General features: G+C 60.5%; 19 protein-coding genes and 3 pseudogenes. 15 read left to right on the forward strand and 7 right to left on the reverse strand.

What is annotated here, in order from left to right; all coding sequences use genetic code 11:
* The first annotated feature begins 2 nt into the window (after window positions 1-2).
* From ABIF91_RS08265 to ABIF91_RS08300, 8 genes are all read left to right on the forward strand, one after another.
* Complete coding sequence (locus ABIF91_RS08265) at window positions 3-368, forward strand: hypothetical protein (RefSeq protein WP_424579037.1); 366 nt, start codon at window positions 3-5, stop codon at window positions 366-368.
* 71 nt (window positions 369-439) lie between these two features.
* A complete protein-coding gene (locus ABIF91_RS08270) occupies window positions 440-2,008 on the forward strand; it encodes a UvrD-helicase domain-containing protein (RefSeq protein WP_424579038.1) in 1,569 nt (522 codons plus the stop codon).
* Window positions 2,005-2,364, forward strand: coding sequence for a hypothetical protein (locus ABIF91_RS08275; protein WP_424579039.1), 360 nt, complete (start codon window positions 2,005-2,007; stop codon window positions 2,362-2,364). The genes ABIF91_RS08270 and ABIF91_RS08275 overlap by 4 nt, the downstream gene beginning before the upstream one ends.
* Window positions 2,365-2,375: 11 nt before the next feature.
* Window positions 2,376-3,128 (forward strand): hypothetical protein, encoded by a 753-nt coding sequence (locus tag ABIF91_RS08280; protein ID WP_424579040.1) that lies wholly within the window; start codon window positions 2,376-2,378, stop codon window positions 3,126-3,128.
* A complete protein-coding gene (locus ABIF91_RS08285; protein WP_424579041.1) occupies window positions 3,125-3,316 on the forward strand; it encodes a hypothetical protein in 192 nt (63 codons plus the stop codon). The genes ABIF91_RS08280 and ABIF91_RS08285 overlap by 4 nt, the downstream gene beginning before the upstream one ends.
* A gap of 73 nt (window positions 3,317-3,389) precedes the next feature.
* Window positions 3,390-3,572, forward strand: coding sequence for a hypothetical protein (locus ABIF91_RS08290; protein WP_424579042.1), 183 nt, complete (start codon window positions 3,390-3,392; stop codon window positions 3,570-3,572).
* A gap of 142 nt (window positions 3,573-3,714) precedes the next feature.
* Window positions 3,715-4,002 carry a helix-turn-helix transcriptional regulator gene (locus tag ABIF91_RS08295; RefSeq protein ID WP_424579043.1) on the forward strand — a complete coding sequence of 96 codons (288 nt, stop codon included), beginning with the start codon at window positions 3,715-3,717 and terminating at the stop codon, window positions 4,000-4,002.
* Complete coding sequence (locus tag ABIF91_RS08300) at window positions 3,989-4,375, forward strand: hypothetical protein (protein WP_424579044.1); 387 nt, start codon at window positions 3,989-3,991, stop codon at window positions 4,373-4,375. Before ABIF91_RS08295 ends, ABIF91_RS08300 begins: the two co-directional genes overlap by 14 nt.
* A 1-nt stretch (window position 4,376) precedes the next feature.
* On the opposite strand, the gene ABIF91_RS08305 is transcribed toward ABIF91_RS08300, so the two are convergent.
* From ABIF91_RS08305 to istA, 3 genes and pseudogenes are all read right to left on the reverse strand, one after another.
* Window positions 4,377-5,096, reverse strand: a complete 720-nt coding sequence (locus ABIF91_RS08305) for a helix-turn-helix domain-containing protein (RefSeq protein WP_424579045.1) — start codon at window positions 5,094-5,096, stop codon at window positions 4,377-4,379.
* A gap of 411 nt (window positions 5,097-5,507) precedes the next feature.
* Window positions 5,508-6,371 carry an IS21-like element helper ATPase IstB gene (gene istB / locus ABIF91_RS08310; RefSeq protein WP_038952122.1) on the reverse strand — a complete coding sequence of 288 codons (864 nt, stop codon included), beginning with the start codon at window positions 6,369-6,371 and terminating at the stop codon, window positions 5,508-5,510.
* Window positions 6,280-7,870: pseudogene (gene istA / locus ABIF91_RS08315) on the reverse strand (IS21 family transposase). The gene istB and the pseudogene istA overlap by 92 nt, the downstream one beginning before the upstream one ends.
* A gap of 608 nt (window positions 7,871-8,478) precedes the next feature.
* Here istA and ABIF91_RS08320 point away from each other — a divergent pair.
* Window positions 8,479-8,745 (forward strand): helix-turn-helix domain-containing protein, encoded by a 267-nt coding sequence (locus tag ABIF91_RS08320; protein WP_284282898.1) that lies wholly within the window; start codon window positions 8,479-8,481, stop codon window positions 8,743-8,745.
* Window positions 8,746-8,888: 143 nt separating this feature from the next.
* Here ABIF91_RS08320 and ABIF91_RS08325 read toward each other — a convergent pair whose 3' ends face one another.
* Window positions 8,889-10,157, reverse strand: a complete 1,269-nt coding sequence (locus tag ABIF91_RS08325; protein WP_038952271.1) for an IS256 family transposase — start codon at window positions 10,155-10,157, stop codon at window positions 8,889-8,891.
* Between the two features lie 304 nt (window positions 10,158-10,461).
* Between ABIF91_RS08325 and ABIF91_RS08330 the strand changes: the two genes are divergently transcribed.
* Together ABIF91_RS08330 and ABIF91_RS08335 are read left to right on the forward strand one after the other, a co-directional pair.
* A protein-coding gene (locus tag ABIF91_RS08330) for an IS3-like element ISRj2 family transposase (RefSeq protein ID WP_129557670.1) occupies window positions 10,462-11,591 on the forward strand; the annotation gives its coding sequence in 2 pieces (ribosomal slippage) (window positions 10,462-10,714 and window positions 10,714-11,591; 1,131 coding nt in all).
* Window positions 11,592-11,688: 97 nt separating this feature from the next.
* Window positions 11,689-12,162, forward strand: a complete 474-nt coding sequence (locus ABIF91_RS08335) for a GNAT family N-acetyltransferase (protein WP_424579094.1) — start codon at window positions 11,689-11,691, stop codon at window positions 12,160-12,162.
* A gap of 101 nt (window positions 12,163-12,263) precedes the next feature.
* Here ABIF91_RS08335 and ABIF91_RS08340 read toward each other — a convergent pair whose 3' ends face one another.
* Complete coding sequence (locus tag ABIF91_RS08340; RefSeq protein WP_424579095.1) at window positions 12,264-12,572, reverse strand: GNAT family N-acetyltransferase; 309 nt, start codon at window positions 12,570-12,572, stop codon at window positions 12,264-12,266.
* A 462-nt stretch (window positions 12,573-13,034) separates the two neighbouring features.
* On the opposite strand from ABIF91_RS08340, the gene ABIF91_RS08345 reads away from it, so the two are divergent.
* A complete protein-coding gene (locus tag ABIF91_RS08345; protein ID WP_424579046.1) occupies window positions 13,035-14,378 on the forward strand; it encodes an IS1380 family transposase in 1,344 nt (447 codons plus the stop codon).
* 275 nt (window positions 14,379-14,653) lie between these two features.
* Here the strand turns inward: ABIF91_RS08345 and ABIF91_RS08350 are convergent, their stop codons facing one another.
* A complete protein-coding gene (locus tag ABIF91_RS08350; RefSeq protein ID WP_014497957.1) occupies window positions 14,654-15,922 on the reverse strand; it encodes an IS256 family transposase in 1,269 nt (422 codons plus the stop codon).
* Window positions 15,923-15,994: 72 nt separating this feature from the next.
* Window positions 15,995-16,576 (reverse strand): GNAT family N-acetyltransferase, encoded by a 582-nt coding sequence (locus ABIF91_RS08355; RefSeq protein ID WP_424579047.1) that lies wholly within the window; start codon window positions 16,574-16,576, stop codon window positions 15,995-15,997.
* 219 nt (window positions 16,577-16,795) lie between these two features.
* On the opposite strand from ABIF91_RS08355, the pseudogene ABIF91_RS08360 reads away from it, so the two are divergent.
* The 3 genes and pseudogenes from ABIF91_RS08360 to ABIF91_RS08370 all read left to right on the forward strand — a co-directional run.
* A pseudogene (locus ABIF91_RS08360) lies at window positions 16,796-17,062 on the forward strand (transposase); the annotation flags it as partial.
* A gap of 85 nt (window positions 17,063-17,147) precedes the next feature.
* Window positions 17,148-18,277, forward strand: a protein-coding gene (locus ABIF91_RS08365; RefSeq protein ID WP_129557670.1) for an IS3-like element ISRj2 family transposase whose coding sequence is annotated in 2 segments (ribosomal slippage) — window positions 17,148-17,400 and window positions 17,400-18,277 — 1,131 coding nt in all. Because the reading frame shifts where the segments join, the coding sequence is not laid out codon by codon here.
* 230 nt (window positions 18,278-18,507) lie between these two features.
* Window positions 18,508-19,637, forward strand: a pseudogene (locus ABIF91_RS08370) (IS3-like element ISRj2 family transposase).

The following is a 19,637-nucleotide window of genomic DNA, read 5'->3' on the forward strand; positions in this document are numbered from 1 at the left end:
ACATGCCCAAGACACTGACCAAGCTCCAGGAGCGGATCATTGCCCGCGTGCTCGCGGCGCCGGCCCAGACGCTGTATCTGCGCGAGGGCCACGTCCACTCGACCCGCAACCTGATCGAGAAGGGCCTGATCGACAAGCAATGCTACACGATGTTGCAGTATGGCCACCTCACCCCCGAGGTGAAGTCGATCTTCTTCCAGGAGAACGACGAGGTGTTCGCGATCGAGGGCATCTACGACAACTGCTGGATCATCTTCGATGGCCGCACGATCATGGCCAAGCCTCGGACCGAGGAGGCAGCCAACCGCATCGTAAAGGCGCTGAAACTGCTTCGCGAGCAGGAGCAGGACGAAAAAGTCGCGGCCTAGATTTGCTTTCTTGTTTGCTTGAATGCAAATCAATGCTAACCAACCCCGACACAACGAGATCGAGGACCACAATGTTTGTTCCCTCGCCGCAGCAGGCGGCCTTCATGGACGAAGCCAGGAACGGTGTCAGTTCCGTCGTCCTTATCGCGGTTGCCGGCGCCGGCAAGTCGACGACCATCGTGCATTCGGTCAGCGGGATGCGCGGCAGCTCCATCATCCTGGCCTTCGGCAAGAAGATTGCCGAGGAAATGAAGGGCAAGCTGAAGAAGCTCGGCATCGACTGGAAGAAGGCTGAGGCCTCGACCTGTCACGCCATCGCCCTGCGCAACTACCGCAAAGCCTTCCCCGGCGTCCGCATCGACGACGAGAAGGTCGGCCGGATCACCGCGGACTGGGTCGATATCAACAAGATCGACGCCTCTCTGGCTCCGCACGTATCAGTCGTGTGCCAGCTGGTCGCCCTCGCCAAGCAGAGCGGCCTCGGCATCGCCGGCCAGGGCCACATCGAGGATACCTCGATCTGGGAGGATATCGCCGAGCACTTCGACCTGCTCGACGAGGACGCCATCCAGAAGAAGGCTGACGACCTGATCGAATTGGCGATCGAGGTTCTAAAGGAGTCCAACAAGAACCCCGAGGTCATCGACTTCAACGACATGATCTACCTGCCGCTGCTGTACCAGATCCGGTTCTGGCAGTACGACAACGTGATCATCGACGAGGCGCAGGACACCAACACGGTCCGCCGGCTGCTGGCCCGTGCCATCATGAAGCCGAACGGTCGGCTCTTTGCGGTCGGCGATCCCCACCAAGCCATCTTCGGCTTCACGGGCGCCGACAACGACAGCCTGGAGATCATCAAGCAGGAGTTCGGCTGCAAGGAGATGCCGCTGACGGTGACCTACCGCTGCCCCAAGAAGGTGGTGGAGTTCGCCCAGACCTGGGTCAACCACATCCAGGCGCATCCCTCGGTTCCGCAGGGCTCCATCTCGATGGAGACCTTCGAGCAGATGGTGCAGACGCGAGACCGGCTCGATGGTGACGCGGCGATCCTGTGCCGCAACACCCGACCGCTGGTCACCTCAGCGTTCGCCCTGATCCGCGAAAAGATTCCGTGCCGCATCGAAGGCCGGGACATCGGCGAGGCTCTGAAGAAGCTGGCCACCCGCTGGAAGTCCATCAGCACGATCCCGGAGCTGGAGGAAAAACTGGAGGACTGGCTGGAGAAAGAGAAGCAGCGCTGGCTGCCGAAGAAGAAGATGTCGAAGGTCCAGGAGGCCGAGGACAAGTTCGAAACCCTGAAGGTCATCATGGACGCCTGCATGGAGGACGAGCGCGACCTCATCATCCACGTAGTGACCTACATCGACCGCATCTTCTCCGACAACGTGACTGGCATCCTGACGCTCTCGACCATCCACCGAGCGAAGGGACGCGAATGGAAGCGGGTGTTCTGGCTCGACAGGCTCAACACATGCCCGTCGAAGTACGCCAGCATGCCCTGGGAGAGGGAGCAGGAGATCAACCTGCAATATGTCGCGGCGACCCGCGCCATGAGCGAGCTGATCGACCTGTTCCCGCCGCTGCCCAAGGTCAAGCCGGTCAACGACAACCAGCGGCCGGCGGAGAAAGCAGCGTGAAGCTGCACTATCCGTTCGGACCAGCGCCAGAGGGTGTCGATGTCCTCTGGCGCTGCGAGGCGAAGCGCTACTCGGTCGTCGTCGATGCAGATGCCGACCTCTACAGCGTCTCCCCGCCTCGCCTGGAGATGACCTGGTGGCGAGTCGATCGCCGCACGCCGAAGGGCGCATGGGTCTGCGAAAAGTTCGTGCTGCTGACCGCCAAGAAGAGGTGGGCCTGCGAGACCGAGGACGAGGCGCTCGAGTCCTTCAAGGCCCGCAAGAGGAGGCAGATCGCCATCCTCCAAGGAAATCTCCGGCTCGCCGAGCGCGAGCTGGCCCTCACCGACCCCAATCACATCGAGCTGTATCTATGAAGGAGAGACCCGTGAACGGTTTCGTTCTGTACCGCGGGCCGTCGATGATCGATGGCCAGCCCATTGTTGTGATCGCCACCGGCCTGGAGGACGGCGGCAGCAACTCGAAGACTGGCCCGATGGTCCAGATCTACATCATCCGTGGCGACCAGAACCCGCTGGAAGCTGTGCAGACCGGCGATGACGTGTCGATCTGCGGCAGCTGCGTCCACCGTGGTCGCATCGAGATCGATCCCAAGACCGGCAACCGCAAGAACGTCGGCCGGTCCTGCTACGTCACCCTGATGCACGGTCCTCGCGTGGTCTGGGATGCGTTCACTCGCGGCGTCTATCCGGACGTGACGCTGGCCAAGGCTCGCAAGCTGCTGGCCCGCAAGCGCTGTCGCATCGGTGCCTATGGCGATCCTGGCGCCGTGCCGCTCAAGGTGTGGCAGACGGCCCTGGCCCAGGTCGACGAGCTGACCGGTTACACGCACCTGTGGCGTGAGTATCCGGGGCTCGCGGACTTCAGCATGGCGTCCTGCGACAGCGAGGCCGATCGCATCATGGCGAAGGCGCTCGGCTTCCGCACCTACCGGGTCCGCCCCAAGGGTGAGCCCAAGGCTGCCGGCGAAGGCCACTGCCCTGCTGCTGCCGAGATGGGCAAGGCCGTGCAGTGCGCCTACTGCCTGCTCTGCGGCGGTCATCGCTCGGGTGGCAAAGCCGACATCACGATCGAGGCGCACGGCGCTGGCGCCAAGCACTTCGCCCTGGAGGCGGCGTGATGGCACAGCCTGGCGTCTTCGAATGGAAGAACGTTTCGCTGCTCGACGACGACCTCGATGGCAGCGTCGATCTCGGAAGCCTGATGCGCACCTCTCGCGGGTCAGGCCGAGCTGCTCCGCATCGGAGCAATGACTATCGCCGCCGCCGCAAGGGCGACGACAGCTACGACGAACTGGACTTTGCATAGGAGGAACCATGACTGACGCAACTTCCGCTGAGCCTCAGCTTGACGGTTCCATCACCAACTTCCTGGAGGCTACGTGAAGAAGAAGTTCAATCAACCGCCCACATACTTCGTCATCGCCTGGCGAGGCCGCAAATGGGTGAGGCTGACCGACCAGCCCGTGCTGCGGCCGGCCGCCGTGCGCCTGATACAGGAGGCGTGGAAGGCTGGAAATATGGCGCGAATGCGGAGCGTGCAAAGAGCTGAGGCAGCAGCCTGATTCGGCAACGACAATAACAACATAGGAGGGTTGCGGCGGCGCAACGGAGGTTGCATTTCGGTGACCTCCGGGGCAACCCACATATCGACGGTGGTCGATAGCACCCAATAAACGGACAGCGCGAATGCTGCCCCGAGGTGGCATGGTTCAGCGTAGAAGAAAAGATGCGAATGGAAAGTTCTTGACTGGCGAGGAAACGCGAGTTTGGCGGATCGCGCGGGGACTGACACAGCCGGAATTGGCTGGATGGTTGGGCCTTAGCCCACAAGCAATCAGCAAAATGGAGCGACGTGGCGTATCGAGAGTCATGGCTCTCGCACTTGCGGCGATAGACCGCGGCCTGCCGCCGATGAAGCCTGGTCCGGAAGACTACAAGGCTTGGGAAGAGCGGGAAAAGGCGACGAAAGGTGAGACGGATGAAGTCGAGTGAAGTTGGAGTGCTGCAGAATCCGGGGACGCGGGAGATCAACCCTCGCTTCCGCAACCGGCTGCCGCAGCTCATGCGGAGGGTGTGCGACATCCTCGTCAAGATCGAGCCGGAGATCCAGGACCTAGCCGTACACCTGAAGGAGTTTCAGGAGTACCTGGATTTCGAGATCGAGAAGGTCAGGCTCGCAATTCAGAAGGAGGAGTGGAAGGATCGTGCGGATCGGGCCAAGCTCGATGCCGACAAGGAATGGCTCGCAAAGCTCGAGGCCCTGCGAACCGACTTCAACATCGACGCGATGACCGCGCCCGCAACGTTGATCAGGTCCCTATTCGCTCGGACCAAGGATCTGTTCGGCGGTGTAAGTCAGGACTGACTTACACCCGAACAATAACAGCGACGATGGCGATGTCCTGGATGTCGTCGAATTTGAACGTCTCTTCGTTCTTCGCCGGCATCTCTTTCGTAAGCTTCAAGCCCTTCTCGTCGATGCTGGTCAGCAAGCGCACGCGGCTCTTGCCGTCCTTGCCTGTGACCAGGACCATGTCGCCCGCGATCGGGTCGCGCCGCTTGGTGCCAAACATCAGCGAGCCGGCCTTCAGCCAGTCGCCGAACGTGTCATCCGGCATGTGGAAAGCAAACGCGGTCTCATCGTCCTCAAGTTGGGGCGGTGCCGACACGTAGCCATCCTTCTTCGAGCCTGCGGCAGCCTGTAGCGATGCCGGCAGCGCCGACACGTGCTTGAACTCCACCTGAGCCGGGCGAGCACCACCGCTATAGCCAGCCCGGCGCATCGCCTTCTCGGTGGTGCCCAGCTCGATGACGTTCTCGCCGTCGTCGACATTGAGGGCCCCCATCACCTTCTTGGTAATGGGGATGCCAGCTGCGTTGGCGACCTTCTGAAGGGTCTTCAGGGTCGGGACGAACGGATGTTCTGGATTATTCAGTAGCCGGAGCAGCGTCGAGGGAGCCAGCTCCGCCTTGCGGGCCAGCTCGGTCGCATTGATCCGCCTACGATCCAGGATGTAGGTGATCCACTCGATCACCACCTGTTTCGGGGTCTGCGTCTTTTTCATCTTTTCGAGGGCCACATTCACGATAGCTCTCCTCCTGTAACACGATTTGCCTAACAAAAAATCAGGTAGCCCCCGGGGTTCGGGGCTCCTCACAACAATTTCCTAGGAGAATCCAATGGTTCTGAACATTTGCACATCGACCTCCATTTGCTTTTTGCGGAAGTGCTAATGCGCGTCCCTACAGCGGGTCCCCAGCGAATGCAAGCGATTTTTTGTTCTTGATTTGTTCCGAAATGTACAAAAAGCCAAATAGAATCAAGGGATATCATCCCGGATTTGCAGCGCCCAGCCTGAGAAATGCTAACGACTGTTTGAACTCCGGCAAACGGATTCCGGCGTGGACGATGGCGATGGCGTCTGCCACATGCTCATTGTCGATGTGCAGGCCGCCCGCTGTGTTCACTTTCTCACCTTTCTTATTTCGGGTGTCTGTCAATCGGCGTTTGACTGGGACCCCCTATCGGCCTCCAAAAGGGACCCCTTTGATCGGCGTGCTCTGCTGGTAGCGCTCGGGTCGTCGGAGCTGGTCGGGGTTGCGGAGACGGCGCGAGCGCGGGTTGTTTGAACATCGTCGCGGCTTTTGAATCGCCAGCTGTCGTTGCCGGTCTCGACGATGTCGCAGTGATGGGTCAATCGGTCGAGTAGCGCGGTGGTCATTTTGGCATCGCCGAACACGCTCGGCCATTCGCCGAACGCAAGATTTGTGGTGACAATGACTGAGGTGCGCTCGTAGAGCCGACTGATGAGATGGAACAAGAGCTGACCGCCGGATTGCGCGAACGGCAGATAGCCCAGCTCGTCGAGGACGATGAAGTCCATGCGGGTCAGATGCTCGGCGAGCCGTCCCTGCCGACCGTTGCGGGTTTCGGTCTCGAGCCGGTTGACGAGGTCGACGACGTTGTAGAAGCGTCCTCTAGCGCCATTGCGGATGCAACTTCTGGCGACGGCAATGGCCAGGTGTGTTTTGCCTGTACCGGTGCCGCCAACCAGCACGACGTTGCGTTGTTGGGCGATGAAGCCGCCGTCAGCGAGATCATTGACGAGAGTCTGATTGATCGGCGTGCCGTCGAACTGGAAGTCGGCGATGTCCTTGGCGAGCGGCAGCTTGGCAATGGTGAGCTGGTATTTGATCGACCTGGCTTGCTTCTCGTTGATCTCGGCGTTGAGCAGGTCGCCGACAATGCGCTGAGGTTCGTGCTGGCGCTTAACGGCAGTTGCCATGATCTCGTCGAAGGCAGCCTTCATGCCGTAGAGCTTGAGTTCGCCCATGAGGTCGAAGATTTGGGTTCGTTCCATCAGATGGTCCTCCGGAGGTTGTCGTAGCGGGCACAATCGGCGATCGGTGCATGACGGAGCGTCAGTGCGGCCGGCGTCATGATGTTGGCCGGTGGGGCGGGTTCACGTTGACGGGCCAGGATATTGAGAACGACATCGGCGGAATGAACGCCATGAGCGACCGCCTCGGCGCAGGCGGCTTCCACCGCGGGCAATCCGTCTGTCAGCACCGCATTGAGGATGTCGACCATCTGTCGATTGCCATCGTCGGCACCGGCGAGTTTGCGCCGTACACGCTCAATCGCTGCGGGCAGCACCCAGTCCTTGAAGGGAGCGCCATTACGCAAGGCACCGGGCTTGCGCACCAGCACGGGCACATAGTGCCAAGGGTCGTAGACCGTCTCGCCGCGACCGAATGATCGCGGGTGCTCGGCAACGATACGTCCATCCTGACGGATCACGATGCGATCGGCATAGGCTTGAACCTCGACCGGTCGTCCGACTGCGCTGGCTGCGACCGAGTACTTGTTGTTGTCGAAGCGCACCAGGCAGGTCTTCGAGACCGATGCCGTCACCGCATGGAAGCCGTCGAAGCGGCCGGCATAGGGAACGAGTTTGGGGCGTTCGGCTTCGAACACGTCCCAGATCGTCTGATCGGTCAGCTCCGGATGGCGATGAGCCTTGGCGTAGGCGATGCATTTGTCGAGCAGCCAGGCGTTTAACTCGTCGAGGGTTTTGAACCGCAGCCGCGGCGTGAAGAAGCGTTCCCGGACCAGCCCGACCTGGTTCTCGACTTGCCCCTTCTCCCAGCCCGACGCTGGCGTACAGGCGACCGGATCGACCAGATAGTGGCTGCACATCTGCAGGAAGCGGCGATTGTAGAGACGGCCTTTACCGACAAAGATCGTCTCCACCGCGGTCTTCATGTTGTCGTAGATGCCGCGGGTGCAGGTGCCTTTGAACAAGGCGAATGCCCGGTCGTGGGCGTCGAACACCATCTCCTGCGTCTCCCGCGGATAGGCCCGCACGAACAGCATGCGGCTGTGACAGAGCCGGACATGAGCAGCCTTCACCATCACCGTGGTGCCGCTCAGCAGGACGACCTCGTGGCTCCAGTCGAACTGGTAAGCTTCGCCGGGTGCAAAGCTCAGCGGCACATAAGCCGACGCTGTCGAGGTGCCGCGTTCCTTGCTCCACCGTCGTGCGTATCGACGAACCGCATCATAGCCGCCGGCATAACCCAGGCCGCGAAGCTCCTCGAATAGCCGGATCAGCGTCAGCCGTTCCCGCGCCGCCTTGCTCTCATTCCCTGCCAGCAACCGATCAAGCTCGGCACTCCAGGCACCCATCTTCGGGAGCGGCTGCGTCTCGCGCTCGTACCGGAACTCCGTCGCTTGAGAACGAATGACCTTGCGAACCACCTTCCGCGATACGCCAAGTTCTCGGCAGATCGCCTTGATCGGACGACCATCAACAAAGTAGGCGCGACGGATCTTACCAATCGTCTCCACCACCAGCATCCCAACCTCGGCTTCCATGACTCGATGGAAGCCACTGTGGACCCTTATCCCGGGGTCCCGATTGGATGCCGATCACCCCGAAAACGGGGTCCTTATTCCATGCCGAAACACAATCGCAGTCCCTCACCAAATCCGTCTTTAGGAGTGCCTCACGGATCGCTCTTACATCGCGCATACTCAAGTCGTGAGGGCTTCGAAGCCGCCACCAATGGGTTGGTGGGGCCGCCATACGGCGAGCTAATTGCTCCCGGGCGTTGGTGTTCGGCAGCTGATTGCCGTGAACGACGCTTCCATTGGTCGTGCGCATACGTTCCCCCAATCGCAAGGTGGTGGCCTCGATCCATATTTATGACATTCCGAATTTTGGACGCGGCGCCGAACTTCGCCCCCGCGTCGCCTATCGCCAAGGACTCATTTGCCTAAGTTCCTCCCGGCGAGATAGGTCGAGCCAACGTCATTCCGTCCAGGCAAATGACCTAGCAAGGATTACATTGTAGGATTCGATTGCTGTTTTGATGGCGCCTCTTGTCCGCCCGCCCGGACGCCACGCTTAACAACCTCTTAATAATAGCAAATCCGCATGCCGAAGGGAAGAAAAGTCCAGGATCATGGTTAACGCGTCGGCGCCGAGCATATCTCCTGCCCAGGTGAGAGCCGCCCGAGCGTGGCTCAATTGGAATCAAGATTTTCTGGCGAGAAAGGCAGGCCTGTCGAAGACGACTTTGAATCGCTTCGAGCAGGGTCTGACGATCCTCAACTCGGAGACGTCGGGTCGTCTGCGGAAAACATTGGAGGAAGCGGGGATACAATTCCAGTTTCGGAAGATGGTTGCGACTGGAATATCGATTGTAAACGGCGAGGCTACTCCTCGTTGAGCTTGGCTGTCTACACGCCCGTTGCTGTGCCCTGAGAGCAGAAACGAGTCGGTTTTAGCCAATAATGAGTCTGCCGGATTGTCGTGCCGGCGGTCGCTTGCCCCGAACGTGAGCTATGGCTGATTTTGGGTGACGCGGCCTGATCAGGCGGCGTGGCTTTCAGTGTTCGGAATGACTTCGATTCCGTCGATGAACTTTACACCGGCGATGACTTTCGGCAACTGGTTCGTGCTCTTCAATCGCCGCCAGGTCTTCGATGCGGCGTCGATGAGCTTGAACACCATCAGCTTCGCAGTTTGTTGCGACAGCGATCCCTTGGTCCGCACCGTTCGGTGGCGCACCGTGGCGAAGACGCTCTCGATCGGGTTCGAGCTGCGTAGGTGGATCCAGTGCTCAGCAGGGAAGTCGAAGAAGGCGAGCAGCGCATGGCGATCCTTGATCAGGCACTCCACCGCACGTCCGTATTTGACGTGGTATTTCTCGACGAAGACGTCGATCGCGGTTTCAGCTTCGGCCCGGTGTGGGGCCAGATAGATGTTCCGCAGGTCGTTCTTCATGGGGCCCTGCACGGATTTGGCGACCTTGTCGAGTACGTTGCTCACTTTATGGCACCAGCATCGTTGGTGCCGCGTGCCGGGAAAGGCCTCGTCCAGTGCCTTCCAGAAGCCGAGGGCGCCGTCGCCGATGGCGAGTTGCGGGGCAATCCGTAACCCGCGTTGCCGCAGGTCGATCAGGAGTTCGCGCCAGCTCTGCGCGCTCTCGCGCACGCCGACCTGGAAGCCGATCAGCTCCTTCTTGCCTTCCGGCGTGGTGCCAATCAGCACCAGCATGCATTCGCTGTGATCTTCCATGCGGGCCTGCAGGTACACGCCATCGGCCCAGATGTAGACATAGCGACGCGCCGACAGATCGCGTCTCTGCCAGCGTTCGTACTCGACCTGCCAATCGGCCTTCAGGCCGGCGATCACCGAAGGCGACAGGTTCGGCGCATCCTTGCCGAGCAGCGCCGAGAGCGCCTCCTGGAAGTCGCCGGTCGAGATGCCGCGCAAATAGAGGACCGGGATCAAGGCATCCAGGCTCTTCGTCCGCCGCGCCCATAGCGGCAGGATTGCCGAACTGAAGCGGAGGCGGTCGCCTGGCCCGCTCGCTCCGCGGTCGCGGACCTTGGGACGAGCGACCTCCACCGGACCGATGCCGGTCGCAATCTCGCGCACCGGACCGTGCCCATGTCGGACCAGGCGCGCTCGACCGTCGGGCAGCGTCAGATTGGCCGTGCTGGCCAGAAACGCGCCAACCTCGATCTCGATCGCCCTGGCAAGCAGGTCCCGCGCGCCGGCACGAACGATATCGGTCAGTGGATCATCAACCGCGGACGGCTGACGGAAAGCAAGAACATTGGTAGTCTCGGTCATGGCGTATCGCTCTCCTCGAGAGGTTCTGGCAGGCTCGTCCACCCGCCTCGATACGCCGCCTTCCTCACACCGTCATCACCCAGATTCCGCCATAGCTCCCCGAACGTCCGGTCCCGCCCCAAGAGCCGACGTAAAACGCAAGTCGCATTTTGACTCAAAGCTGACATTGGCGACAAGCAAGTGCTACGCTGCCGAACATGGAAAGAAGCATCCATCAGAGCTGGCCCCGCAAATTCGGACAGTAGCTTGAGTGGATTTTCTGCCTGACAGCGGCGAGGATTCTTGCTGCGAATCAGGAGCGAAGATGACGAAGAAGAGCCGCCGGACGCATTCTCCGGCATTCAAGGCGAAGGTTGCTTTGGCTGCGGTCAAAGGCGACAAGACACTGGCGGAGCTGGCGCAACTGTTTGATGTTCATCCGAACCAGATCACGATCTGGAAAAACCAGCTCCTGGAAGGCGCCGCCGGCGTGTTTGGGCATGACAAGACATCGGCCGAGACGCCGGTCGATTTGAAGGCGTTACATGCCAAGATCGGCGAGCTGGCGTTGGAAAACGATTTTTTGTCCGGCGCGCTCACCAAGGCGGGCCTGCTGAGCGCAAAGCGATGATCGACCGCGATCATGATCTTTCTATCGTGCGCCAGGCGAAGGTCCTGAAGCTGGCTCGCAGCACGGTCTACTATGAACCTCGGCCAGTTTCGGCCGAGGACCTTGCCTTGATGCGTCGGCTCGATGAGCTGCATCTCGATTATCCCTTCGCGGGAGCGCGTATGCTGCGATCGTTGCTGCGGCGGGAGGGCGTATACGCCGGTCGCCGCCACATCGCGACGCTGATGAAGCGCATGGGGATCGAGGCGGTCTATCGTCGCCCGAACACGAGCAAGCCGGCTCCGGGTCACAAGATCTACCCGTACCTGTTGCGCGGATTGAAGATCGAGCGGCCCGACCATGCGTGGGCAATGGACATCACCTACATTCCGATGCGGCGTGGCTTCGTCTATCTCGCGGCGGTCGTCGATGTGTTCAGCCGACGGGTCCTGGCCCATCGCGTCTCGATCACAATGGAGGCGGCCTTCTGCGTCGAAGCGGTCCAGGAGGCGTTGGCGAAGCACGGCAGGCCCGAGATTTTCAACACGGATCAGGGCAGCCAGTTCACCAGCCTCGAGTTCACCGATGTGCTGCTGGACGCGAAGATCGCCATCAGCATGGACGGCAAGGGCGCCTGGCGCGACAACGTGTTTGTCGAGCGGCTCTGGCGCACGGTCAAATACGAAGAAGTATATCTCCGCGCCTACGACAGCGTGTCCGAGGCGCGAGCGTCAATTGCCAAGTATCTGGCCTTCTACAATCAGGGACGCCCTCACTCGAGCCTTGACGGGCGCACGCCCGACGAGGCTTACTTCGGCACGCAAGCTATGGTGATGGCCGCATGACCGTCGCCGACGGTTTTGTCGTCGCTCTGGTCGGGCTACGCCCTCCCGACGCAACGACAAAACCGTAAAGCCCCGCGTTCAGCATAACCCGGCAGGAATCCACTTAAATCCAGCGGGGCGCTGTCCAAACAACCGGGGCCAGCTCTATCTAAATGCTGCGACCGCGGCGCACTACCAGTTTGCACTCGAGCTGTATCTGTCGACTATGCGCCCTTACACCCAAGAACTTATGGTGTGGGATGAAGCCAAGCAACGGGCTAGTTTTGCCGCACTATGGAAGTTGCCGGAGGTCAGGATCGTGGCGGTCAATGGAAGAGAGGTCGGCTGGCTTCAAGTTCAAGAGAGCCCTAGAGAGGTCCATCTGCTTCAATTCTTCATCGCGCCGGATCAGCAGGGCAATGGCATCGGCACAGAAGTCCTGCGAGGCCTATTAGCGGCTTGGAGAGCGACGGCAAAGCCGGTTGTTTTGACCGTTCTGAAAAACAATCCCGCCAGGCGACTTTACGAAAGATTGGGGTTTTCGGTGGTTGGCGATAGCGGCGTGAAGTACGCGATGAAGCTAAACACCTGATTCCGCTTCTGACCCGAATGCGAAGTTCATCCTCAGTTGTCGGCTCATCGAGGTAGACCGGGAAGACAACCGGCCGACCTTCCTCATGACCATAATCAGGTTTACGGACGGTCCTCCAGTGATCGCTCCATGATGATCGTGCGCTCTTCACCAAAGTAACTATCGCGCACGGCTTCAAATCCGAGCTGCGCGTAGAATGTTTCGGCGCTGATCGAAGAAGGGACAGCCAACCTACCGATGTTTCTCTGGCGCGCCGTGCGCTCAACCTCGGCCATGAGCAGCTTGCCTATGCCCCGGGTCTGAAAGTCTGGAGACACGAAGACGGTACGGACTACGCTTCCATCGAGGCTTGCTGTTCCAACGACGCGACTACCAATCGCGGCAACGAAGACGGTGCGTTTGCCGATCAGCTCTAGCCCGTCTTATTCGCGAGAGGGCGCCTGAGAGGCTGGCGAGCGTGGTGTAAAGCGCTGATGCGGCGTAGGATTCGGTTGCGAAGCCACCCCATCACCTTCAACCGCGAACGCCACGCCCGCCATGACCGATGATACGATTTCAGACCACTATCGAGAAGCAAGAATTCAACACAAATAAAACCTCTGCCTCGCGCTCGATCTCTTCATGCTTGATAGTCTCGTTTCGGAGGCTGAGCACCTACCGCGTCTAATAGGCCGCTCGCGCCGGTTTCTTTGGACGCGGCACGACCGCGACTCCACGTTTCGGCACAGAAATGATCGGGAGTCACTCAATCTTTCTTCAACTTAACCCGTCTTATTCGTAAGAGTGCGCCTGAGGGGTAAAGCGCTGATGCGGCGTAGGATTCGGTTGCGAAGCCAACCCCATCACCTCCAACCGCGAACGCCACGCCCGCCATGACCGACGATACGATTCCGCCCTTCTCGTTTCCAGCCGTTCACGCCAAGAAAGTCACAGCTGCCTTCGATGGTGGGCGCCTAACCTCGAACGGGGGCGTGATGCTTCTGGCGATGGCCGAGCGGCGTCTCGGCTTGGCCAACAATCTGGCCCGGGTGTTCCCGGATCGGCGCGATCCGACGCGGGTCGTGCACAGCCTGGTCGATATGTTCCGCGCTCGCATGTTCGCGATCTGCTGCGGCTACGAGGACGCCGACGACCTCGATCATCTGAGGTCCGATCCGGCATTCAAACTGGCCTGCGGTCGCCTACCGGACACGGGCCGGGATTTGTGTTCCCAGCCGACGCTGTCGCGGCTGGAGAATGCTCCGCGCCTGCGCGACGTGATCCGGCTGACCTACACTTTGGTCGACGCATGGATGGATAGCTACCCGCGCGAGCCGGCATCCGTCACGCTCGACATCGATGATACCTGCGACGTCGTCCACGGCCATCAGCAGCTCTCGCTGTTCAACGCTCATTATGACGAACGCTGCTTCCTGCCGATCCACGTCTACGACACGGAGAAGAGCCGGCCCGTGGCCGTCGTGCTGCGGCCCGGCAAGACGCCGGGCGGCGTCGAGGTGCGTGCCCATCTGCGCCGCCTGATACGGCATATCCGGACGCGATGGCACAACACGCAAATTACGTTCCGTGGCGACGGGCACTATGCCCGGCCGGAGGCAATGGCGTGGTGCGAGACCAACGGCATCGACTACATCTTCGGTCTGTCCGGCACCAAGCCTCTCGCCAGAAAAGTCGACGAGGTCGCCGACGACATCCGCACGCGACGCGCCATCGAGAACCTGCCGGTTCTGCGTGGCTATACCGAGACGCGCCACAAGGCAAAGTCCTGGGATCGCGAACGGCGCACTGTCGCCCGTATTGAGGCGACGATGCTCGGCCTCGACATCCGCTTCGTCGTCACCAGCCTCGATGTCGGCTCGGCCGAGTGGATCTACGACAGCCTGTATTGCGCGCGCGGCCAAGCCGAGAATCTGATCAAGCTGCATAAGACGCAGCTCGCCTCCGATCGCACCAGCTGCCGTTCGGCGCTCGCCAACCAGGTCCGTCTCGTGCTCCATACGGCCGCTTATTGGCTGATGCTGACCGTGCGCGACGCCATTCCCAAAGCCCGGGAATTGGCCGCTGCCGAGTTCGCGACGCTGCGTCTTCGGCTCTTGAAAATCGCCGCCCGTGTCGTCGAGACCACGAGCCGCATTCGCCTTGCGTTTGCCGCGGCATGTCCCGAAGCCGACCTGATCTGCGGCTTGCCCGGCGCGCTGCTGCCGCTCGGTCCTTGACCGGCGGGGCGTCCGCCCCCGTTCGCCCAACCCATCCCTCAAGCGCGTTGCAAAGTACCGGTCGTCAGGCGGCGAAAAGCCGAAGGCAATCCTGTGCGCCTCGTCAGACAAGATGTGCGGCCGCATCAATCGGGCCCAAAAGCCGCACTCTCACGAATAGGACGGGCTAGCACGGCGCTCGGAGTAAAGCTGTGCTCGATCCTATCGATGATCTCTCCTGCATAGTCCTTTGCATTGGTTTCGCGAGCTATGCGGGATTTTGGGTGACGAGGCGATCAGGCGGCGTGGTTTTCCGGCACTTGGATGACCTCGATGCCGTTTTCGAATCTGACACCTGCGCTGACCTTCGGCAACTGATTTGTGCCTTTCAGCCGCCGCCAGGTCTTTGATGCGGCGCAGAGCAGCTTGAACACCATCAACTTGGCAGTCGTTGACGATAACGAACCTTTCGTGCGCACCGTTCTGTGCCGGACCGTCGCGAACACGCTTTCGATGGGATTCGTCGTCCGCAAGTGGTCCCAATGCTCGGCGGGGAATTCGTAGAACGCAAGCATTGCGTCGCGATCTTTCGTCAGGCACTCGACCGCCTTGTCGTACTTCGCTCCGTATTTCTCGGCAAAGACATCGATCGCCACTTCGGCCGAAGCTCGGTTGGACGCCAAATAGACCTCGCGCAGATCCTTCTTCATGCTGGCCTGTACCGACACTGCGACTTTGTTCAAGATATTCGCGGTTTTGTGCACCCAGCACCGCTGATGTCGCGTGGCGGGAAAGACCTCGTCGAGCGCCTTCCAGAAGCCGAGCGCGCCGTCACCGACGGCGATTTCCGGGGCGATCTTCAGCCCTCGGGTTTTCGCCTCGACGAGCAGTTCGTGCCAGCTCTGCGTGCTCTCGCGCACGCCGACCTGGAAGCCGATGAGTTCCTTCTTGCCTTCCGGCGTCGCGCCGATCAGCACCAGCATGCATTCGCTGTGGTCTTCCATGCGAGCCTGCAGGAAGACGCCGTCCGCCCACACGTATACGTACCGGCGCGCCGACAGATCGCGCTTCTGCCAACGCTCGTACTCGAGCTGCCACTCCGTCGTCAGTCTGGAAACCACCGCCGGAGAAAGATTCGGCGCATCCTTGCCCAAGAGCGCCGCCAGCGCCTCCTGGAAGTCGCCCGTCGAGATGCCTCGCAGGTACAGAACCGGCAAAAGTGCATCCAAGCTCTTCGTGCGCCGTGCCCACAACGGCAGGATCGCCGAGGTGAAGCGGATCCGCTCGCCATCGCTGGTCACCGCGCGATCGCGAATCTTTACCCGGGCGACTTCGACGGCGCCGATCCCCGTCTGGATCGTCCGCACTGGACCATGGCCGTGTCGCACGAGGCGGTCGCGGCCATCGGGAAGCTTCAAGCCCTTCATCGCGGCGAGAAACGCCTCGGCTTCCATCTCGACAGCCTGCGCAAGCAGCTGCCGAGCTCCAGATCGCAAAATATTCGTCAGTGGATCGTCGATCTCATCGGGCTGACGCAGTGGGACAATGTTGCTATGCTCGTTCATGGCGTATCGCTCTCCTTGAGGTTCTGGCAGGCTCGACACCCGCCTCGATACGCCGCCTATCTCATTCCGTCATCACCCAGTTTCCCGCATAGCTCTGGTTTCGCGCAATGTACGTAAAATGACAGCGCTTATTTCTTCGGCGTCATCTTCACGCGCTGGCCGGATCGTGCATTCTATCGGCCCAAGCGTCGCCAGAGCCTTGGTCATTGGATAGCCGGAACTCGTCCCAAATCCGCCGATCGGCGGTCCATTTTCAACATAGCCGTTGGACAAGTAAAATCGGCGAGCGGTTTCAGTGCTCGTCAAGTTGCACCGGTTATTGCCTCTTTCCGCGGCTCGTATTTCCAGTGCCTGCAGCAGGGTGCGGCTAACTCCCCGAAATCGCGCGTCGGGCGATACGTAGTTGAGGCCAATCGTTCCCGCATCGGTTACTGATCCGACCGCTAGGATATCCTGATCTTCGACAGCCACGAGCACCGAGTTGTCAGTTTGCTTGACCCAAGCACAGAAATTCTCGTGTGTCTTATTGCCTAACCATCGCGCCAGAATGGATGGGTCGTTTCGGTGGTCAACTTCGCAAAGCTCCGCTATCGACCGCTTCAACACGATGCAGGCAGCGGGCGCATCTTCTAGTATAGCATCTCGTATTTGCATTCAGTGATTTTGGCATGGAGCCGATCCCCGGGCAATGGCATGCCTACTGCTATGTCGCCCGTTGGCCCATCGGGTCTATTGGCCATAAACGGCGTCGCTTCCGGAGCAGGGGTAAGAGCGGACCACGACGAGACGGGCCAAACCGTCGCGATTGACCCTGGCTGTGTGAAAACGGCGAGCGGCTGTTATGATTCTCCCGTGATTCTTTTGGGGGAATCGATGAGGCGCTTCGTTGAAGAGGCGGATCGTGGGCAGCGGACGCTGTTGCCCGAATGCCTCGATGATTTCATTGACGAGAGTAACCCAGTTCGCGTGATCGACGTATTTGTCGATGCGCTCAGTTTGGCTGAGGTGGGCTTTGAGGGTGCGGAGCCGGCGGCCACCGGTCGGCCGTCGTACCATCCCTCGGTTCTCCTGAAGCTTTACATTTACGGCTATCTAAACCGAGTGCAGTCGAGCCGGCGGCTGGAACGAGAGGCTGGGAGAGCTGGCCCCGCAAATTCGGACAGTAGCTTGAGTGGATTTTCTGCCTGACAGCGGCGAGGATTCTTGCTGCGAATCAGGAGCGAAGATGACGAAGAAGAGCCGCCGGACGCATTCTCCGGCATTCAAGGCGAAGGTTGCTTTGGCTGCGGTCAAAGGCGACAAGACACTGGCGGAGCTGGCGCAACTGTTTGATGTTCATCCGAACCAGATCACGATCTGGAAAAACCAGCTCCTGGAAGGCGCCGCCGGCGTGTTTGGGCATGACAAGACATCGGCCGAGACGCCGGTCGATTTGAAGGCGTTACATGCCAAGATCGGCGAGCTGGCGTTGGAAAACGATTTTTTGTCCGGCGCGCTCACCAAGGCGGGCCTGCTGAGCGCAAAGCGATGATCGACCGCGATCATGATCTTTCTATCGTGCGCCAGGCGAAGGTCCTGAAGCTGGCTCGCAGCACGGTCTACTATGAACCTCGGCCAGTTTCGGCCGAGGACCTTGCCTTGATGCGTCGGCTCGATGAGCTGCATCTCGATTATCCCTTCGCGGGAGCGCGTATGCTGCGATCGTTGCTGCGGCGGGAGGGCGTATACGCCGGTCGCCGCCACATCGCGACGCTGATGAAGCGCATGGGGATCGAGGCGGTCTATCGTCGCCCGAACACGAGCAAGCCGGCTCCGGGTCACAAGATCTACCCGTACCTGTTGCGCGGATTGAAGATCGAGCGGCCCGACCATGCGTGGGCAATGGACATCACCTACATTCCGATGCGGCGTGGCTTCGTCTATCTCGCGGCGGTCGTCGATGTGTTCAGCCGACGGGTCCTGGCCCATCGCGTCTCGATCACAATGGAGGCGGCCTTCTGCGTCGAAGCGGTCCAGGAGGCGTTGGCGAAGCACGGCAGGCCCGAGATTTTCAACACGGATCAGGGCAGCCAGTTCACCAGCCTCGAGTTCACCGATGTGCTGCTGGACGCGAAGATCGCCATCAGCATGGACGGCAAGGGCGCCTGGCGCGACAACGTGTTTGTCGAGCGGCTCTGGCGCACGGTCAAATACGAAGAAGTATATCTCCGCGCCTACGACAGCGTGTCCGAGGCGCGAGCGTCAATTGCCAAGTATCTGGCCTTCTACAATCAGGGACGCCCTCACTCGAGCCTTGACGGGCGCACGCCCGACGAGGCTTACTTCGGCACGCAAGCTATGGTGATGGCCGCATGACCGTCGCCGACGGTTTTGTCGTCGCTCTGGTCGGGCTACGCCCTCCCGACGCAACGACAAAACCGTAAAGCCCCGCGTTCAGCATAACCCGGCAGGAATCCACTTAAATCCAGCGGGGCGCTGTCCAAACAACCGGGGCCAGCTCTCTGGCCCCGCAAATTCGGACAGTAGCTTGAGTGGATTTTCTGCCTGACAGCGGCGAGGATTCTTGCTGCGAATCAGGAGCGAAGATGACGAAGAAGAGCCGCCGGACGCATTCTCCGGCATTCAAGGCGAAGGTTGCTTTGGCTGCGGTCAAAGGCGACAAGACACTGGCGGAGCTGGCGCAACTGTTTGATGTTCATCCGAACCAGATCACGATCTGGAAAAACCAGCTCCTGGAAGGCGCCGCCGGCGTGTTTGGGCATGACAAGACATCGGCCGAGACGCCGGTCGATTTGAAGGCGTTACATGCCAAGATCGGCGAGCTGGCGTTGGAAAACGATTTTGTGTCCGGCGCGCTCACCAAGGCGGGCCTGCTGAGCGCAAAGCGATGATCGACCGCGATCATGATCTTTCTATCGTGCGCCAGGCGAAGGTCCTGAAGCTGGCTCGCAGCACGGTCTACTATGAACCTCGGCCAGTTTCGGCCGAGGACCTTGCCTTGATGCGTCGGCTCGATGAGCTGCATCTCGATTATCCCTTCGCGGGAGCGCGTATGCTGCGATCGTTGCTGCGGCGGGAGGGCGTATACGCCGGTCGCCGCCACATCGCGACGCTGATGAAGCGCATGGGGATCGAGGCGGTCTATCGTCGCCCGAACACGAGCAAGCCGGCTCCGGGGCACAAGATCTACCCGTACCTGTTGCGCGGATTGAAGATCGAGCGGCCCGACCATGCGTGGGCAATGGACATCACCTAAATTCCGATGCGGCGTGGCTTCGTCTATCTCGCGGCGGTCGTCGATGTGTTCAGCCGACGGGTCCTGGCCCATCGCGTCTCGATCACAATGGAGGCGGCCTTCTGCGTCGAAGCGGTCCAGGAGGCGTTGGCGAAGCACGGCAGGCCCGAGATTTTCAACACGGATCAGGGCAGCCAGTTCACCAGCCTCGAGTTCACCGATGTGCTGCTGGACGCGAAGATCGCCATCAGCATGGACGGCAAGGGCGCCTGGCGCGACAACGTGTTTGTCGAGCGGCTCTGGCGCACGGTCAAATACGAAGAAGTATATCTCCGCGCCTACGACAGCGTGTCCGAGGCGCGAGCGTCAATTGCCAAGTATCTGGCCTTCTACAATCAGGGACGCCCTCACTCGAGCCTTGACGGGCGCACGCCCGACGAGGCTTACTTCGGCACGCAAGCTATGGTGATGGCCGCATGA

Origin of the sequence: Bradyrhizobium sp. USDA 241 (genome assembly GCF_049739505.1) — a bacterium.
Classification (GTDB): domain Bacteria; phylum Pseudomonadota; class Alphaproteobacteria; order Rhizobiales; family Xanthobacteraceae; genus Bradyrhizobium; species Bradyrhizobium liaoningense.

Excerpts from the sequence above, each read along its gene's own strand:
- ABIF91_RS08265 (WP_424579037.1), top strand. The coding sequence starts at position 3 with ATGCCCAAGACACTGACCAAGCTCCAGGAGCGGATCATTGCCCGCGTG.
- ABIF91_RS08270 (WP_424579038.1), top strand. The coding sequence starts at position 440 with ATGTTTGTTCCCTCGCCGCAGCAGGCGGCCTTCATGGACGAAGCCAGG.
- ABIF91_RS08295 (WP_424579043.1), top strand. The coding sequence starts at position 3,715 with ATGGTTCAGCGTAGAAGAAAAGATGCGAATGGAAAGTTCTTGACTGGC.
- ABIF91_RS08300 (WP_424579044.1), top strand. The coding sequence starts at position 3,989 with ATGAAGTCGAGTGAAGTTGGAGTGCTGCAGAATCCGGGGACGCGGGAG.
- istB (WP_038952122.1), bottom strand. The coding sequence starts at position 6,371 with ATGGAACGAACCCAAATCTTCGACCTCATGGGCGAACTCAAGCTCTAC.
- ABIF91_RS08320 (WP_284282898.1), top strand. The coding sequence starts at position 8,479 with ATGGTTAACGCGTCGGCGCCGAGCATATCTCCTGCCCAGGTGAGAGCC.
- ABIF91_RS08325 (WP_038952271.1), bottom strand. The coding sequence starts at position 10,157 with ATGACCGAGACTACCAATGTTCTTGCTTTCCGTCAGCCGTCCGCGGTT.
- ABIF91_RS08345 (WP_424579046.1), top strand. The coding sequence starts at position 13,035 with ATGACCGACGATACGATTCCGCCCTTCTCGTTTCCAGCCGTTCACGCC.
- ABIF91_RS08350 (WP_014497957.1), bottom strand. The coding sequence starts at position 15,922 with ATGAACGAGCATAGCAACATTGTCCCACTGCGTCAGCCCGATGAGATC.
- ABIF91_RS08355 (WP_424579047.1), bottom strand. The coding sequence starts at position 16,576 with ATGCAAATACGAGATGCTATACTAGAAGATGCGCCCGCTGCCTGCATC.